Genomic DNA, 17,331 nt, shown 5'->3' with positions numbered 1-17,331 from the left:
CTCTTTATGATTTATACCAAGCAACTTAGGGTTGCAGGGCGCAAGCGTTATTTGGCGAGATAGTCGCGGATCGCGCGCTCGATACCAGCACCATCTAACCCTAGCTCAGCATGCATCTCTTCTTGTGAGCCTTGCACAACGAATTCATCAGGCAAACCAAGATTGAGTACTGGCTTAATGAGTTTTTCTTTCATCATAAACTCAATCACGCCAGCTCCTGCACCGCCTGCAATTGCGTTCTCTTCCAATGTCACCAGTACATCATGAGTTTGTGCGAGTTGTTTGATGAGTGCTTCATCCAGTGGTTTGACAAAACGCATGTCGGCCACAGTCGCATTGAGTTTCTCTGCCGCTTCTAAAGCGTTAGACAATAGAGTACCGAAACTTAGAATCGCGACTTTTTCACCAGCATTGGCTGTGCTTTCACGCATTAAGCGGCCTTTGCCGATTTCTAATGCAGCAAAGCCACTTTCTAAAGCAACGCCCATACCATTGCCGCGAGGGTAACGTACTGCACTTGGGCCTTGATGCTGGTGGCCAGTGTAAAGCATTTGGCGGCACTCGTTTTCGTCAGCCGGAGCCATGATCAGCATGTTTGGAATGCAGCGCATAAAGCTCAAATCAAACGCTCCTTGGTGAGTTTGGCCGTCAGCACCAACAATTCCAGCGCGGTCGATAGCAAACATTACCGGAAGGTTCATGATCGCCACATCGTGGATCAGCTGATCGTAACCACGTTGCAAGAAGGTGGAGTAAATCGCCACAATCGGGTGATAGCCCGCAATCGCCATGCCTGTCGCGAGTGTTACCGCGTGCTGTTCAGCAATCGCCACATCAAAGTATTGGCTTGGGTACTCTTTTGAGAAACGAACCATGCCAGACCCTTCACGCATTGCAGGTGTAATCGCCATCAGCTTAGGATCTTGCGCAGCCATATCACACAGGAAATCGCCGAAGATTTTCGAGAAGGTCGGTTGCGTGTTGTTGCTTTTTGGCAAGCTGTGGTGGTTAGGGTCAAATTTAGGTACGCCATGATAACCAATCGGATCTTTCTCCGCTGGCGCATAGCCTTTGCCTTTTTTGGTCATCACGTGGAGGAACTGTGGCCCTTTCAGCTCACGCATGTTTTTCAGGGTTTTGATCAGTTCCAGTACGTCATGGCCATCAATAGGACCGATATAATTAAAGCCAAACTCTTCAAACAAAGTGCCTGGTACAACCATTCCCTTCAAATGTTCTTCAGTGCGGCGAACCAACTCTTTGATCGGTGGAATGCCAGACAGCACTTTTTTGCCACCTTCACGAATTGAGGTGTATAGGCTGCCAGAGAGCACTTGTGCTAAGTGATTGTTCAGTGCGCCCACATTCTCTGAAATCGACATCTCATTGTCATTGAGAATCACCAGCATATTAGGGTGAACATCACCAGCATGGTTCATTGCTTCAAACGCCATACCGGCAGTAATCGCACCATCACCAATCACACTGACCACTTTACGGTCTTGTCCCTCTTTACCCGCGCAGATCGCCATACCAAGCGCTGCACTGATCGAGGTTGAAGAATGGCCGACAGATAGGGTGTCGTATTCGCTTTCTTCACGCCAAGGGAAAGGGTGTAACCCGTCTTTTTGGCGAATGGTCGGCATTTGATCACGACGACCGGTTAGAATTTTGTGTGGATAAGCTTGATGACCCACGTCCCAAATCAATTGGTCAAAAGGGGTGTGGTAGACGTAATGCAGCGCAACCGTCAACTCAACGGTGCCTAAGCCGGATGCCAAGTGACCACTAGATTGACTCACTGAATTGAGCAAATAAGTACGTAATTCGTCACACAGTTTAGGCAGCACTTCTTTTGGAAGGCTGCGCAGTTCGTCTGGCGTATTAGCCAGAGCCAGTGTTGGGTATTTTGAAATATCAAGAGTCATAAGTATGCGCGCTTATTGTTTAGTTCTTGCGCTCGACGACATATCGGGCGAACTCTTCCAGATGCTCAGTATTGTAGGGAATTGCTTCTAATGCCAGAAGCGCTTCTTGTAACAGAGTATGTGCTTTTTCCCGTGCTCCTTCTAAGCCTAAGAGAGCAGGGTAGGTGCTTTTATTCAATTGTTGGTCAGAACCTTGCGGTTTACCAAGGGTTTCTGTATCGCTGATGATATCGAGAATGTCATCTAGTACCTGAAAAGCGAGCCCAACTGCTTCGGCGTAGCGATCCAAATGCGGCAAAATAGCTCGGCCTTTTTCGCCTGCAGACAGTGCGCCTAAACGGATCGCACAGCGCATCAAAGCACCAGTTTTATTGCGATGAATGGTTTCCAGTTCTTCCAGTGAAACTAAGCGATTTTCCGCAGCCAGATCTAACGCTTGTCCAAGGCACATGCCTTGTGCGCCCGACGCTTCAGCGAGGGCTTGAATCATGGCTACGCGCTGTGTTTCGCCAGCAGGAGAAAGAGTGCCTTCTGCCAAAATGGTAAACGCCAGAGTTTGTAAGGCATCACCCGTTAAAATGGCCGTCGCTTCATCAAATTCGATGTGACAAGTTGGTTTGCCGCGGCGTAGTTCATCATCATCCATCGCAGGTAAGTCGTCATGGATCAGTGAATAAGCGTGAATGCACTCAACCGCAGAAGCAGGAGTGTCTAATTCGCTTAGCTCACAGCCGAGCATCTGACCTGTAATGTAAACCAAATATGGCCGAGCTCGCTTGCCGCCGAGAAGTAGCCCATAGCGCATTGCCTCGATTAAAGGCAAAGTTTGAAAAGGGATACGGTTCAGCCACAGATCCAGTTGCTGATTATTTCGCTGTTGGTATGAGGATAACGCCTCAATCATAGGGCACTCGTCTTTATCAGTTATTCAGGCCATGGCTACCGGGAGTTGCTTACTCCGGTAAGTCGTTAAAGTCACTCAGCGGAGCATCATCACTATTACTGAGTAAAATGCGCACTCGTTGCTCTGCATCATCCAGCTTTAGCTGGCCTGCTCTGGCTAACGATATGCCGCGTTCAAATTTTCTCAGTGCTTCGTCCAGTGCTAGATCGCCACTTTCCAGTTGTTCAACCAACTGTTCCAGCTCTTCGATCGTTGACTCAAAGGTCATGTTTTCTGGTTTCTTACTCGCCATAGTCTGTATGCCTTACTTAAGATGCACGAAAGTTACCTCAGGGGGCTTGGCTGGTCAAATTTAACCAAGCGATTTTGTCAGAAATAGAACGCTTTTTTACCGTGTTGGATAACGAAATGGAAAAAAGCCCACAAAGTTATAAATAGAAGGGTAAAAACTCTGCGCGGTGCAGGTGCATCTTGGCCTGTTTTACGTATACACTTGAGTGAGGCTTTCGCCGTCTATTCTGACAATTTCATTAAAGAATTTATTCTGTTGCCGATAATGAAGGTAAGCTTTTCATTATCTCGAATGTGTAGCCTGAGGAGTGCTTCGTGGATTTAGCAACGCTGATTGGTCTTATTGGTGGCTTAGCTTTCGTTATTATGGCGATGGTGCTGGGCGGCAGCTTGATGATGTTCGTTGACGTTGTTTCGATCCTGATTGTGGTCGGGGGATCGGTTTTCGTTGTACTCATGAAGTTCACCATGGGGCAGTTTTTTGGTGCCGGTAAAATTGCGAGCAAAGCCTTCATGTTTAAGGCTGATGAACCGGAAGATTTGATTGCAAAAATCGTTGAAATGGCTGATGCGGCGCGTAAAGGCGGCTTTTTGGCATTGGAAGAGATGGAAATCCCGAATCCATTTATGCAAAAAGGCATCGACCTGCTGGTGGATGGCCATGATGCTGATGTGGTACGCGCGACCTTGCAAAAAGATATTGCCTTGACTGATGAGCGTCATAGTAAGGGTACCCAAGTATTCCGCGCCTTTGGTGACGTGGCACCTGCGATGGGGATGATCGGTACACTGGTTGGTCTGGTAGCCATGCTTTCTAACATGGATGACCCGAAATCAATCGGCCCTGCGATGGCGGTAGCTCTGTTGACCACTCTCTATGGTGCGGTACTTTCTAACATGATTTTCTTCCCGATTGCGGACAAGCTCGCGCTACGTCGCGATCAGGAAACACTAAACCGCCGTCTCATTATGGATGGTGTTCTAGCCATTCAGGATGGCCAAAACCCAAGGGTTATCGATAGTTATTTGAAGAACTACCTCAACGCGAGTAAGCGTGCTCTTGATGTTGATAAAGAGTAGCGGAGCCCACTATGGATGACGAACAACAATGTAAATGCCCCCCTCCCGGCTTACCGGCTTGGCTGGGGACGTTTGCCGATTTGATGTCGCTTCTCATGTGCTTCTTCGTACTTCTGCTCTCGTTTTCAGAGATGGATGTACTGAAGTTTAAGCAGATTGCGGGTTCGATGAAGTTTGCGTTTGGTGTGCAAAACCGTTTGGAGGTGAAAGATATTCCAAAGGGTACCAGTATTATTGCGCAAGAGTTTCGACCAGGACGCCCAGAGCCGACGCCGATCGATGTCATTATGCAGCAGACGATTGACATCACCCAGCAGACACTTGATTTCCAAGAAGGGGATTCTGATCGCGCTGGTGGTAATCAACGCGATTCCGGTAAGTTAACGGGCGGTCAATCGGCAGAGAGTTCGACTCAAGATAACCAAAACACTCAATCGGAAATGCAACAGCAGCAAGCCAAAGCCATGTCTGAGCAGATGGAAACGGTAGCTGAAAGCATCAAAAAAGCCCTATCTCGAGAGATCGAACAAGGCGCGATTGAAGTGGAAAACTTGGGGCAGCAGATTGATATCCGGATCCGAGAGAAAGGGGCTTTCCCTGAAGGTTCTGCATTCCTGCAACCGAAATTCCGCCCACTGGTGCGTCAAATTGCTGATCTGGTGAAAGACATTCCCGGCAAAGTAAGAGTGACAGGGCATACGGATAACCAAAAACTGGATTCAGAGCTCTATCGCTCGAACTGGGATCTTTCCGCGCAGCGCGCAGTTTCTGTGGCGCAGGAGATGGAAAAAGTTAAAGGGTTTGATCACCAACGTTTGCAGGTACGAGGCATGGCGGATACTCAACCGCTTGGTCCAAATGATACCGAAGCACAACGTGCGCTGAATCGCCGCGTTGAAATCAGTATTTTGCAAGGTGATCCGCTGTACAGCGATGAAGTGCCTTCGCTTGGTGCACCCGCGAACCAATAGCGAGCTTCTTAGGTGAGAAGTGATTCACAAAGGCAAGTCGAATGACTTGCCTTTTTTACAGGCTTTTCTCTCTCCGGCTGAATCGTGTATAATGCCGCCCCTTTAGCGTGAATGCCCCAAACGGCTTGATATTTCAGTGCTGGTTGAAGCCAAACGCCACATCGTTCATCTAGATTGCGAATAAGCTTATGAAATTTATCGTCAAACCCCATCCGGAAATTTTTGTGAAAAGTGAATCGGTACGTAAGCGTTTCACAAAGATCCTTGAAAGCAATATTCGAATTATTGTGAAAGCCCGCACACAAGGGGTGGCGGTATTCAATCGTCGCGATCATATTGAAGTGACGGCAAACAGCGACACGTACTATGCCGAAGTGCTGGAAATTCTGACCACCACACCGGGTATTCAGCAAATTTTGGAAGTGCAGCAGTCAACCTTTACCGATCTGCATAACATCTATGAGCAAGTGCTGGAGCTGAATCGCGCCAATATCGAAAACAAAACGTTCGTGGTGCGTGCGAAACGTCGTGGTAAGCATGATTTTACCTCTATCGAGCTAGAGCGTTATGTTGGTGGTGGCCTCAATCAAGCCGTAGCCAGTGCTAAGGTGAAATTGACCAATCCTGACGTGACTGTGCAAGTGGAAGTAGTTGATGAACTGCTGAACCAAGTGATTGCACGCCATAAAGGTTTGGGCGGTTTCCCTCTAGGCACACAAGAAGATGTGTTGAGCCTGATTTCTGGTGGCTTCGACTCAGGCGTGTCGAGCTATCTGCACATCAAACGTGGCTCAAAAGTGCATTACTGCTTCTTCAATCTTGGTGGTCCAGCCCACGAGATTGGCGTTAAGCAAACCGCTTACTACTTGTGGCAAAAATACGGGTCATCCGCCAAAGTACGTTTCATCGCGATCGATTTCGAGCCTGTTGTGGCTGAAATTTTAGAGAAAATCGATGATGGCCAAATGGGCGTTGTGCTGAAACGTATGTTTATGCGCGCAGCAGGTATGGTGGCAGAGAAGTTTGGTATTCAGGCGTTAGTGACTGGTGAAGCGCTGGGTCAGGTGTCTAGCCAAACCCTGACTAACTTACGCCATATCGACAATGTGACTGACACTTTGATTCTGCGCCCACTTATTAACTGGGATAAAGAAGATATCATCCGTCTGGCGCGTGAAATCGGTACTGAAGATTTCGCGAAAACTATGCCTGAGTTCTGTGGTGTGATTTCAAAAAGTCCAACCGTGAAAGCAGTTAAAGAGAAGCTGGAAGAAGAAGAAGCCAAATTCGATTTTGCTCTGCTTGATCAAGTGGTGTACAACGCACGCCAAATCGACATTCGTGAGATTGGTAAAGAGTCACTCGAAAAAGCGCCTGAAGTGGAGCTGGTGAACACAGCTGAAGAGAGCAACGCTGTTGTGCTGGATATTCGTAGCCCAGACGAAGAGGATGAAAGTCCACTTGAGATCGCAGGCGTTGAAGTGAAGCATCTGCCGTTTTACAAGCTTGCGACCCAGTTCGGTGATTTGGATCAGTCGAAAACTTACTTGCTGTACTGCTCGCGTGGTGTGATGAGCCGCTTACAAGCGCTCTACCTGCAAGAGCAAGGTTTTAGCAACGTGAAAGTTTATCGCCCATAAGCGCGATCATGAGTTGATGAAAACGCAGAGTTTGTTATGCAGGCTCTGCGTTTTTTTTGCTTCACATTCTCCGGTTACTTGGTCGAGCCAGAAAATGCAGATAAAAAAACACCGCCAACAGGCGGTGCTAAAAATTTGACAGACAGGTCAAAAATAAATACAGGAAGTATTTGTTTTGTGGCAGGGATAACTGCACAAAACAGATGGTAGAAACTACCTAACTCGAATTTCGAGTTTGCAAACACAACATCGCAACAACTAAGCCTATTGATTTACAAAGAAATCAAGCCGTTCAGGCCGCTGCTGCGCGGTGAAATATAGATTTTCTCTGGTCGGTTAGCAACGGACAAATTATAATGTTTCAGATTAAAAAAACTAATCTTGAACCGAGTATCTCTATGTCCAGAAGATTGCCCCCCCTCAATTCGTTAAAAGTGTTTGAAGCGGCCGCTCGCCATTTGAGTTTTACCCGAGCCGCTGAAGAATTATTTGTGACACAGGCCGCAGTTAGCCATCAAATCAAAGCCTTAGAAGAGTTTTTAGGCTTGAAATTATTTCGACGTCGTAATCGCTCTTTGCTACTGACTGAAGAAGGACAAAGTTACTTCCTCGACATAAAAGATATTTTTAGTTCATTAGCTGAGGCGACGGATAAATTACTTGAGCGCAGTGAAAAAGGGGCGCTGACCATTAGTTTACCGCCAAGTTTTGCGATTCAATGGCTGGTACCGCGTTTGGCTGATTTCAACCAACAAGAGCCGGATATTGATGTGCGTATCAAGGCAGTGGATATGGATGAAGGCTCGCTGACTGATGATGTGGATGTGGCGATCTATTACGGTCGAGGCAATTGGCCAGGTTTACGTGCCGATAAGTTGTATCAGGAGTTTTTGATCCCTCTTTGTTCACCAGCCTTGCTGCTCGGAAACAAACCGATGGAAACTTTGCGAGATTTGTCTTTCCATACCTTGCTGCACGATACCTCTCGTAAAGATTGGAAACAATTTGCTAAAGAGAATGGTCTGGATAATGTGAATGTGAACCACGGGCCGATTTTCAGCCACTCAACCATGGTGTTGCAAGCGGCCGCACACGGGCAAGGCGTTGCACTAGGCAATAACGTTTTAGCACAACCAGAAATTGATGCAGGGCGATTAATTGCTCCGTTTGATGAAGTGTTAATGACCAATAACGCCTTTTACGTGGTGTGCCACGAAAAGCAGGCAGACATGGGGCGGATTGCTACTTTCCGTGATTGGATGCTGAAAAAGGCGCGCAGTGAGCAAGTGGATATCTTGCAGCACGGGCATGATCATTCAGTTAGCTAGCATGAGGTAGAGGATGAACAGTAAGTATTTACTCACTATCGGTGGTGTTTTGTCGGGTATTGCGGTGGGGCTAGGTGCATTTGCCGCACATGGTCTAAAAAAGACGCTGACACCTTATCTGCTCGGTGTGTTTGAAACCGGAGTGCAGTACCAATTTATTCATGCCTTGGCACTGTTGTTATGTGGTGTGTTATTGCTGCTGCCGATTCAACCTGCTGCACAAAAAGGCTTTTGCCGTGCAGCACTGTTTTTTCTCGTCGGTATTATTTGCTTTAGTGGTAGTTTGTATGCCTTAGCACTCACTGGTGTGAAATGGTTCGGTCCCATCACACCTTTTGGGGGACTGATGTTTATGCTGGGTTGGGGCTGGTTTAGTTACGCGGCGTTGAAAAGTCAGTAGTCTTTTCGGTTATACCCAATAAGGCGCTGATTTAGTCAGCCGATGGAGAGTTAAAACGGATATCTTGCAAGTTAAAGCCCAGCTCGATGTCCGTTTTTAAGGCGCTGACTTGTTTACAGATGCGCGCCATTTCAATCTGTGGCTCGAGTTTTTTCCGGTATTTTTCGGGTAGCTCAGGGCTTGCATACGCTTCTTCGATATTGGCAAATTGGGTCAAAATCTCTTTCGCCGCTTTAGGGCCAATACCCGCAACTCCGGGAATCTGGCTTGAACTTACGCCCGCTAATCCCCAATAGTCGGTTAATTGTGCTGGTGTCACTCCAAATTCTTGAGTAATGAAGGGCTCATCTAACCAGCGATGCTGAAAATAGTCGCGGATTTGTAGGGTTGGGGAGAGCAACTGACAGTAACCCTTATCCGTCGAGATAATCGTGACTTTCTCTTGATGAGCGGCTACTTTACAAGCCAGAGTGGCGACCAAATCATCCGCTTCATCACCTTCTGACAGCAGTGAATCAATCCCCAATTGCCACCAAGCATCTTGAATCGTTTCTAGCCCTTGCTGCAAAACCTCTGGCATGGGTTTTCGATTGGCTTTGTATGTGGGGAGTAACTCAGCTCGCCAACCACGATCAGATAGATGGTGATCAAAAACCGCAATCATATGACTGGGTTGCGCTTCATTAATGATGCGTTGCAGAGTGCGTGTAGTAGTTTCTGCCGTTCTGGCAATGTCGTTAGGATCAGGCTGCACCGAATGAACACGGCGGATCAAATTAAGTGCATCGATAATGACAAGATGAAGAGACATAACCAAAAATCAGCAAAAAATAAGGGCTTGTAAGGCCCTTATTGTAATCAAATCCGACAAGATTACTACCCAAGCGATCCCCATCTTACCTACACATCAAGTTGGTTGGGGATTGGTTTAGACTTAGGTAACGATCTTATAGCAGGGAACGTAAGCACTGCCGCCGGGAAGTTTCATACGGTTTTGTGCCACGAAATCATTGAGCAGTTGATCCATTTTTTTCATCAGTACGGGATCGCCATGCATTTCAAAAGGCCCGTGGCGTTCAATTTCTCGAATCCCTTCCGCTTTAACGTTACCCGCGACAACACCTGAGAAAGCTCTGCGCAGATTTGCGGCTAACACTTCTGGGCGTTGGTTCAAATGCAAATCTAAGTTCGCCATGCTCTCATGGTTTGGTTCAAAGGGAAGCTGGAACTCTGGTTCAATTTTCAATGACCAGTTAAAGCTGTAAGCATCTTCTTTATCTTTACGATGTTGGCGAACCAATGGCATAGCATTACTCATGATACGTGCCGCTTCTGCGGGATTATCGATCACTATGCTGTAGTGTTTGCGAGCGACTTCACCCAAAGTATCCGTGATAAACTTATCCAAAGAACGGAAGTAAGCTTCACTCTGTTTTGGCCCTGTGAGTACGATCGGCATTGGCTGATCGGCATTTTCAGGGTGCATCATGATGCCCAAAATATAGAGCAGCTCTTCTGCGGTGCCTGGGCCACCAGGGAAAATAATGATGCCATGCGCCATACGCACGAAAGCTTCTAAACGTTTTTCAATATCCGGCATGATCACCAATTCATTAACTATCGGGTTTGGCGGCTCTGCGGCAATGATTGAAGGTTCGGTAAGACCTAAATAGCGGTATTCACTGTAACGTTGCTTAGCGTGACCTACGGCTGCGCCTTTCATCGGGCCTTCCATCGCACCGGGGCCGCAGCCTGTACAGATATTTAGTTCGCGCAGCCCCAGTTCATGACCGACTTCACGAGTGTATTGGTATTCGATTTCATTGATGGAATGCCCACCCCAACAGACAACCAGATTCGGTGTCGCGCCCGGGATGAGTGCTCCCGCATTGCGGAGAATACCAAACACTAAGTTGGTGATGTGAGTTGCGTTAGTCAGGTTTAGGCGTTGGCTATCCGCCAAATGCATATTGACGTAAACAATATCGCGCAGCACTGCAAACAGGTGTTCCTGTATCCCTTTGATGATCTGACCATCGACAAAAGCGTGCTCGGGAGGATTCGCCAGCTCAAGCTTGATGCCACGTTCACGGCGCATCACGGTGATATCAAAATTTTTATACTTATCGAGCAGCTCTTTCGAGTTGTCGGTATGGCTGCCAGAGTTCAAAACCGCAAGGCTGCAGTTACGGTAAAGCTGGTACAGATCGCTAGAAGCGGTTTTTTTCAGGCGTTCGACTTCCAATTGAGAAAGTAGATCCATACTGCCTGCTGGGCTGACTTGAATAATCATAGTTTCCTCCTTCAACCAGGGGTTGAGGTCATGCACGGGCATGAAGTTGAGCATTTGTTATAAAACAAGAGTAGCAGAGATACCCAGAGAAGGGGGATAACCTCTTGATATATCTAGTTTCAATCTAGAGGGTTCAACTAAGGTAAGAAAATAGAGTGAGAGGGTAATTGTGAAATTGAGCACAATTTATTCGCCATTGTGCTCAATTAATATTCAATTATTTCCAGACAAGCTGACTTGGACCGATACTTTTTGCTTCATTTAAGGTCAGGTTTAAGCGATCCAAAACGGTTTCTGGCGTATCAGAATCGGCGAAACGAATACTGGCCGCAGAAAGCGTGATAGTCAGGTTCTTATCACGGAATTTAAACGGTAATTTCGACACGTTAAGCTGAATTTGATGAATGATCTGATAGCTTTCGTTATCGGAACGCTCTGGAAGTATCAGAATAAACTCTTCGCCTGAGAAGCGTGCTACGGTGTCGCCTTCTCGCAACTCTTTTTTGATGGTGCGAGCAATAATACCCAGTGCTTTATCACCGGCAGAGTAACCAAAGCTGTCGTTGATCGATTTGAATCGATCAATATCAAACATCACGACTCGTAAGTTGTGCTGAGTACGTATCCAACGGCGATATTCGTGTTCAAGCCGCTCTGTAAAGCTGCTGCGGTTGTACACTTTAGTGAGTGGGTCAAGCTGAGCTCGCAAGGCCTGATCTTCAAGGCGTCGACGGTAATCTTGCGCCAAATCAGATAACGCCTCCATCTGCGCTTTACTGTAGCGCATGCGTTCTAGCAGGGCTTGTTCACGCTGTTCTGCCAAGGTTAGGCGTTCGGTCAGCGAAGACATTTCCCTTAGAAGAGGTGCCATTTTTTGCTTGAGTTGTTCGAGTTCTGTTTGTTCTTTCAGAGCCGCTTGGCTTCGGGAGACTAAGCTGCTGAGTTCTCCATTCATCTCTTGTCGATGAGCGATATAACTCTGGCTTTGCTCCAGATTTTGGGTGGCACTTTTCAGGTTATTGCCAATCGAGAGATTAACTTGTTCTAAAAAGGCTTCCGCTGCTTTACGTTCTGCATGGCTACCATCAACAACCAAACGTAGTACTTCAAGAGTCAGTTCTAGAAGAGTGTGCGTGTTTACGCCAAGGAGAAGTTTGGTTCGGATATCTGTCAACTGATCGCCAGATTCACCGTTAAAATCGAGCTCAGTGATTAAGTGCTGCAGATCGATTGAGAGACGATAAAGCAGCTCACGATCCGCTTGTTGAGTGATTTCATTGAGCGCCAGATTAGGATTTGCGCACTGGATTTTGACCGCACGTTCATAAATTTCCAGCAAACGCATGGCTTGCTGTACTTTTTCCAGCGGTTGAGCTGAGGTGAAGCTCAGCAGATCGCGGAGATCGCGTTTGATCTTGGCGGGCAAGCCGGGGACGCGCAGTAACGTTTCACCGCTGTGCTGTAGCTGGCTATCCAGATGACTATTTTGTTTGTCCATGGCCAATGACTGTTGTTTCAACATGCGTTCCAGCACAGCGATTTGTGGGATCAGCGTGCTGATGTCTTTTTGTTGTTCTAATGCAAAACAGAGTTCTTCTAAACTTTGGTTTAGGCGTTGGCTACTGCCGTGGCAGGTTGTAGCCAATGAACTGACCATTCGTTTTAGGACTTGTTGCTCTCGGTTAAATTTGAACGAAGTATCTCTTTGTGTCAAACGTACTTGTTCTAACTGAGATTTTAGTTCCTGAAGCTCTGTGTGGATATCTTGTTCTAGAACGCCCATGTACAACAAACTAGATAGTAGAGGATCAATCCTGATCCTATTTATTGATTTGTCGATAATAGCAAATATTTTGCTGACGTCACTCGGTGTTTATGTCGACTGGGCAGCATTTATCCATCTTTTAAGAGTTTTTTGATGTTGTCCTCATTCTTATAAGAAGAATGGACTTTGATCAGGCCCTGATTTATCGCTTGCTTGCAGGAGAGGCGAATATTTTCAGAAGCAAAACTGGCTGCTGGTGCATTATCAATCGCTTTTAAATAAACCCAGTGACTCTGACTTTCTTTAAGGCTTAACTCTCTAGCGATGTGAGTTGCCATTAATAAAATATCGAGCAGTTCTTTATCATTGATTGCGGTATAAGCGCGAGGTAAAAATGGATAATCCGCGATTCCCATCCTAACGATTTTGTTTATTTTTCGTTCAGTAGAGAATTCATTCAGCCATGATTGAATCTGGTTGAATAATGTTTCTGGGTCACTGCGCTGTTCACCATTTTTTTCTATATAAAGAAGGCTAGCATCCGAAAAATGATACAACCTATTCGGTTCTTTTATTTTTCCTTTTAGAAATTCACCAAATGCGCGTTCTAATTCTAATCCAGCGGTATAACCATTTTGCAGATACATGTTGCGCATAAACGGAATATCAATCAAAGCAAAACGAAGTCGATCATTCAGTGGTTGCTGGATTAACTCTCCTAATTGCCATTGTTCATAGTTGCGGTTGCTGTTTTCCAATGAACTTGGCAGCTTAGCATTCAGCATACGCAGGTTATTGAGGCGCGATCTTGGGTGAGTAAATAAGGTGTCGTGTAACTCTTTGACCTCATCTTGATAGCGCTGAACAAGATACCCACGTCGTAAGTTGATCATAAAAAAGACTAAACAGATAACGAGCAAGAAAAAAGCAATTTTACGCAGCTGACGGTGTTGAATTTCCGTTTCTTGTAACTGTTTTTCTTGTCCAACTAAATGCAAGGTTTGTTCAATAAACTCTCGTTGTTGGCGAAAAGCATCTTCACTGATTTGGTTGAGTTTATTTTGTCTTTTTTGGGCGAGAGCCTGACTTTTCTTAAAGTATTCTAATGCTTTTGTTGGTGTGCCTGTTTTTTCATAACCTAGAGAAAGTAGGCGATAAGCTTGTTCTTGAAGATAATTATCTTGAATGGATTCGCCAATTTGCAGTGCCATTTCTGCATAATGCACGATCTCTTGGTTTATATTTTGATAATAAGACAATCCTGAGTGCAGTAGTGCAGCATGCCCATTTAAACGTGGGATATTTGTCACGCTAAGCAAGGTTTCTGCGCTGGTTAAATATTGTTCTGCGATCGGATAGTTGTAGAGCTGTAAATAGGTGGCCGCGAGGTTGATACGAATTTCAATTTCATCACTGAGTGGTGCATTATTATTTTGGTGATCGATGACATTGAAATAATGCACTAAGGCTAAATTATATTTCCCTTGCTGATAGTAAATATCACCCATTTGTTTGAGCACCTTAGGTAAAAAAGGTGATTGCTCATATCGGCCATAAAAATCAGCAGCTTGCGAAAAGTGATCCAGTGCTTTATCCAATACTTGTCGATTGAAGAACAGCTTACCCAAGAGAGTGTTTGCTTCGGCTAACAATACTCCAGAGTTGCTTTCAATCGCACTCCAGTAAGCGATCAACAATTCGGAGAGCGCGAGGTTATAGCGCTCATGGCTTAGGTTATGTTCGCCTAACTTTAAGTGATATTCGATAGCGGGTTTTGCGTTTTGAAGTGTATCAACGTACGGCTTGGCTTGGGCAAACAGCTTATCAGCCAGTTCTATATCATTAGCTTTGGAAGCAATTTCTGCCCGCAGTAACGTGAGTTTGTAATCAATCCCTTTAGCGATTTGATCGGCATTTTCGATCACTTTGTATTGTTCGGCAATTTTACGCAGGCGCTCTCGGGCAGCAAGAGCATCATTATCGCTTTGCCATGCAAGCCGAGTGCTGAGGATCTGAACATCCAGTAATAAATAGGGGAGCTGATAGCGTTCGCTAAGAGTTTTTGCTTCATTTAGGACGGATTGTGCCTGCTCTGTTTCGCCAAGATTGTAAAGCGCTTGCGCCAAAATCATCATGGCATCAACGGTACTGCCTGGTGTGCGCGTTCTACTTTCTGCTTCATCACGCGCTATGGTGGCAGGATGTTTTTCCTGTTTCTCAGCCAAATGACGATCGTTGAGGTATTGCTGAGCCATTTTGCGTGCTTGCAAAGGAGAGATCTCTACCAAGCCGTTTGCTTCGTTGAGCATGGGGGAGGAATAGATAGTAGCTTGTACCCAACTCGAAATCAGGAGCAAGCTTGCTATAGTTATCCAGCGCAGAAATCTCATCCTAAGTTGCATCCTTATTGTCGCGCCATACGTTGATTATGCTCTGGTGCTGAATGGCAGTTGGAGCGGAATGGGTTAATGTCTAAGCCACCGCGTCGAGTATAACGCGCATACACGGTTAAGTTTTTTGGCTGACAGTAACGCATAATGTCAGTAAAAATACGTTCAACACATTGCTCATGAAATTCGTTATGTTCGCGGAAAGAAACAATATAACGCAGTAACGCTTCACGGTTAATTTTGGCACCGTGGTAAGCAATTTCCACGCTGCCCCAATCCGGCTGATTGGTGATTAAGCAGTTGGATTTAAGCAAATGGCTGTGCAGCACTTCGCTGACCTCTTCACCCTGTGCTGCGCCTTGCAGCAACGCATCATCAAACTCGTAGCCCTTAATCTCAATATCTTGCTCATCAATACACTCACCTTGCATGGTTACAATCGGCTCAGCCGTGTATTCGCTCAGTGATTTCACTTTTACGGTTACCGTTTCGCCTGCACAGGCGGAAAGATCTTGCACAAGGCGTGCTTGTACATCATCCCAAGAGGCAAAGCGAGTTTGGTTGTAGCTGTTGAGGTAGAGCTTAAACGATTTGGATTCGATCAAATTCGCGCTGGTGGCGGGAATGGAAACTTCACCGATCGCCACTTGTGGCAGCCCTTTCTCATTGAGCCAAGAAAGCTCATACAGAGTCCAGATATCACAGCCTTGAAAAGGCAGAGTGTCCCCGAGATGCAGATCATCACGGTTCAAGCTGCGAGGTACGGGTTGCAACAGAGTTGGGTCGTACTGGTTGGCATAATCGGTTTTTTTACCCAGTGTTAGGCCAGCCAGCTCTTTGGCGTCGGAATATTTGCTCATACTTTCAAGTCGATTCGATTAGAATGTGCAGAATTTTACGCAATCCCAGTGCCAGTGTCATTAACGAGGCTGCGCAAACTCTACATGGAGATGATTATGACGCCAAGCGTTGTGCAAGCCTTAAGCGCATTCAGTCAGCGTTTTTTACAATATTGTGAACAGCAAACCGGTCAATTGCCGGAAAATGACGAGTTAATCGGACTGGCTTCGCCTTGTGTGGTGGAAGAATTAGCCGATGCGGTTCGCTGGCGTCCCGTTAATCGTGAAGTGTGGGCGGATTTTAATAATGTCGAGCGGGCGATTGAGTTAACGCTGCACGAGGATATTAAAGCGTTTTATGCCTGCCAGTTTAGTGCGGACATGCCAGCGCAGTGGCGAGACCGTGAGCTGACATTGCTGCAAGTATGGAGTGAAGACGATTTCACGCGCTTGCAGGAGAACATTCTGGGTCACTTAGTTATGCAGCGTCGCTTAAAACAAAAACCAACGGTGTTTATTGCGACGACACAGGATGAAATGTCGGTGATTGCCATTTGTAACCTGACCGGCAATGTGATCCTTGAGAAATTAGGGACAGCGCAGCGTGAAGTATTGACTGCCGATCTTGAGACGTTTTTAGAACAGCTTGAACCAAGGGTGAATTGAGATGTACGTGGTTGAGTTGGAATTTGAGTGTTTTGATAACACCACAATCAGCGCGGTCGATAAAGCGATTAATGGCTTGATGGATGCACTACGTTACAACGGACAAGTATTGGGACGCGAGTTTCCGATTGTGCTGGGTGATGGTGTGTTTTACGTGCGCGCCGTATGCCCAGAAAAAGAGAGTTTGCACCCTAAATTCCATTCGGAATACGTTGAAGCTTGTGTTAGCCGTTTAAGTGAGGCTTGTTTGCTTGCCCCGAAAGTACGTGTGCTGGGGTTAGACATTAATTCAGAACAGGCTGCGGAAGAGGAAACTCCTAGCTGGCAGGTGCTGTACACCACATATGTGCATACTTGCTCACCTCTGCGCAGCGGTGAAACATTGCTGCCGATCCCTTTGTATCGCAATCCACCGACCTTTAATGGTGATCATAAAGCCGTGATCAAATGGCAAACCGAATGGCAAGCGTGTGATGAGTTGCAAATGGCAGGAGCGTGCAAAGCTGAACATGCTGCGCTGCATGAGATTTGCGATGTGGATAGTGATTTATTCCGTCGTGGTTGGGACCTGCGTGGCCGTATTGAATTTCTGACTAAAGTGCCAACCTATTACTATCAGTATCGGGTGGGAGGCAGTAGCCTTGCGGAAGAAAAAGCGCGCCCTTGCCCTAAGTGCGGCGGAGAGTGGTTGCTGGAAGAGCCATTGCACGACATCTTCCATTTTTGTTGTGAGCCGTGCCGGATTGTCTCCAATATTTCATGGGATCATCTGAAGTAGAGTGGGGAAGGAATCCACATCCATCGCTTTTTCTTTGTATTAAAAAGATCGCGGTAAT

17 protein-coding genes are annotated in these 17,331 nt (G+C 46.4%); 8 read left to right on the top strand and 9 right to left on the bottom strand.

Annotated elements, in window-relative coordinates; translation table 11 throughout:
- Positions 1-47: 47 nt before the first annotated feature.
- From dxs to D908_RS23105, 4 genes are all read right to left on the bottom strand, one after another.
- Entirely contained in the window at positions 48-1,928 is a 1,881-nt protein-coding gene (gene dxs / locus D908_RS01550; protein ID WP_005527421.1) for a 1-deoxy-D-xylulose-5-phosphate synthase, read from the bottom strand.
- Between the two features lie 19 nt (positions 1,929-1,947).
- Positions 1,948-2,832 (bottom strand): (2E,6E)-farnesyl diphosphate synthase, encoded by an 885-nt coding sequence (gene ispA, locus D908_RS01555; RefSeq protein WP_005527419.1) that lies wholly within the window; start codon positions 2,830-2,832, stop codon positions 1,948-1,950.
- A 49-nt stretch (positions 2,833-2,881) separates the two neighbouring features.
- On the bottom strand, positions 2,882-3,124 hold the full coding sequence (xseB, locus tag D908_RS01560) for an exodeoxyribonuclease VII small subunit (protein WP_000157118.1): 243 nt from the start codon (positions 3,122-3,124) through the stop codon (positions 2,882-2,884).
- Positions 3,125-3,371: 247 nt separating this feature from the next.
- Positions 3,372-3,581: a hypothetical protein gene (locus D908_RS23105; protein WP_315972153.1), complete on the bottom strand. Its 210-nt coding sequence runs from the start codon at positions 3,579-3,581 to the stop codon at positions 3,372-3,374.
- Between D908_RS23105 and pomA the strand changes: the two genes are divergently transcribed.
- The 6 genes from pomA (at position 3,490) to D908_RS01585 (ending at position 8,542) form a co-directional block, all read left to right on the top strand.
- A complete protein-coding gene (gene pomA, locus D908_RS01565) occupies positions 3,490-4,203 on the top strand; it encodes a flagellar motor protein PomA (RefSeq protein ID WP_261799699.1) in 714 nt (237 codons plus the stop codon). The two genes, D908_RS23105 and pomA, sit on opposite strands and share 92 nt — an antisense overlap.
- A gap of 11 nt (positions 4,204-4,214) precedes the next feature.
- Positions 4,215-5,174 (top strand): flagellar motor protein MotB, encoded by a 960-nt coding sequence (locus D908_RS01570; RefSeq protein ID WP_000340818.1) that lies wholly within the window; start codon positions 4,215-4,217, stop codon positions 5,172-5,174.
- 188 nt (positions 5,175-5,362) lie between these two features.
- On the top strand, positions 5,363-6,814 hold the full coding sequence (gene thiI, locus D908_RS01575; protein ID WP_000668910.1) for a tRNA uracil 4-sulfurtransferase ThiI: 1,452 nt from the start codon (positions 5,363-5,365) through the stop codon (positions 6,812-6,814).
- 36 nt (positions 6,815-6,850) lie between these two features.
- The gene (locus tag D908_RS22360) at positions 6,851-7,024 is read left to right on the top strand and encodes a hypothetical protein (protein WP_167733116.1); all 174 of its coding nucleotides are present in this window, start codon (positions 6,851-6,853) and stop codon (positions 7,022-7,024) included.
- A gap of 188 nt (positions 7,025-7,212) precedes the next feature.
- Positions 7,213-8,142 (top strand): transcriptional regulator GcvA, encoded by a 930-nt coding sequence (locus D908_RS01580; protein WP_005527415.1) that lies wholly within the window; start codon positions 7,213-7,215, stop codon positions 8,140-8,142.
- 13 nt (positions 8,143-8,155) lie between these two features.
- Positions 8,156-8,542: a DUF423 domain-containing protein gene (locus tag D908_RS01585; RefSeq protein ID WP_005527413.1), complete on the top strand. Its 387-nt coding sequence runs from the start codon at positions 8,156-8,158 to the stop codon at positions 8,540-8,542.
- Between the two features lie 31 nt (positions 8,543-8,573).
- Here the strand turns inward: D908_RS01585 and xni are convergent, their stop codons facing one another.
- The 5 genes from xni to queF form a co-directional block, all read right to left on the bottom strand.
- Entirely contained in the window at positions 8,574-9,353 is a 780-nt protein-coding gene (xni, locus tag D908_RS01590; RefSeq protein WP_005527410.1) for a flap endonuclease Xni, read from the bottom strand.
- Between the two features lie 123 nt (positions 9,354-9,476).
- Complete coding sequence (gene ppnN, locus D908_RS01595; protein ID WP_005527408.1) at positions 9,477-10,835, bottom strand: nucleotide 5'-monophosphate nucleosidase PpnN; 1,359 nt, start codon at positions 10,833-10,835, stop codon at positions 9,477-9,479.
- Between the two features lie 217 nt (positions 10,836-11,052).
- Positions 11,053-12,618, bottom strand: coding sequence for a GGDEF domain-containing protein (locus D908_RS01600; RefSeq protein ID WP_000538422.1), 1,566 nt, complete (start codon positions 12,616-12,618; stop codon positions 11,053-11,055).
- 110 nt (positions 12,619-12,728) lie between these two features.
- The gene (locus D908_RS01605) at positions 12,729-14,990 is read right to left on the bottom strand and encodes a tetratricopeptide repeat protein (RefSeq protein WP_005527406.1); all 2,262 of its coding nucleotides are present in this window, start codon (positions 14,988-14,990) and stop codon (positions 12,729-12,731) included.
- Between the two features lie 14 nt (positions 14,991-15,004).
- Entirely contained in the window at positions 15,005-15,850 is an 846-nt protein-coding gene (gene queF / locus D908_RS01610; RefSeq protein ID WP_005527405.1) for an NADPH-dependent 7-cyano-7-deazaguanine reductase QueF, read from the bottom strand.
- 96 nt (positions 15,851-15,946) lie between these two features.
- On the opposite strand from queF, the gene syd reads away from it, so the two are divergent.
- Both syd and D908_RS01620 read left to right on the top strand, forming a co-directional pair.
- Positions 15,947-16,495, top strand: coding sequence for a SecY-interacting protein (gene syd, locus D908_RS01615; RefSeq protein WP_005527403.1), 549 nt, complete (start codon positions 15,947-15,949; stop codon positions 16,493-16,495).
- Between the two features lies 1 nt (position 16,496).
- Positions 16,497-17,273, top strand: a complete 777-nt coding sequence (locus tag D908_RS01620; RefSeq protein WP_005527402.1) for a Zn-ribbon-containing protein — start codon at positions 16,497-16,499, stop codon at positions 17,271-17,273.
- The last annotated feature ends 58 nt before the right edge of the window (positions 17,274-17,331 follow it).

It is taken from the genome of Vibrio mimicus CAIM 602, assembly GCF_000338875.1.
Taxonomy (GTDB): domain Bacteria; phylum Pseudomonadota; class Gammaproteobacteria; order Enterobacterales; family Vibrionaceae; genus Vibrio; species Vibrio mimicus.
This window is presented reverse-complemented; position numbering and strand designations above follow the sequence as displayed.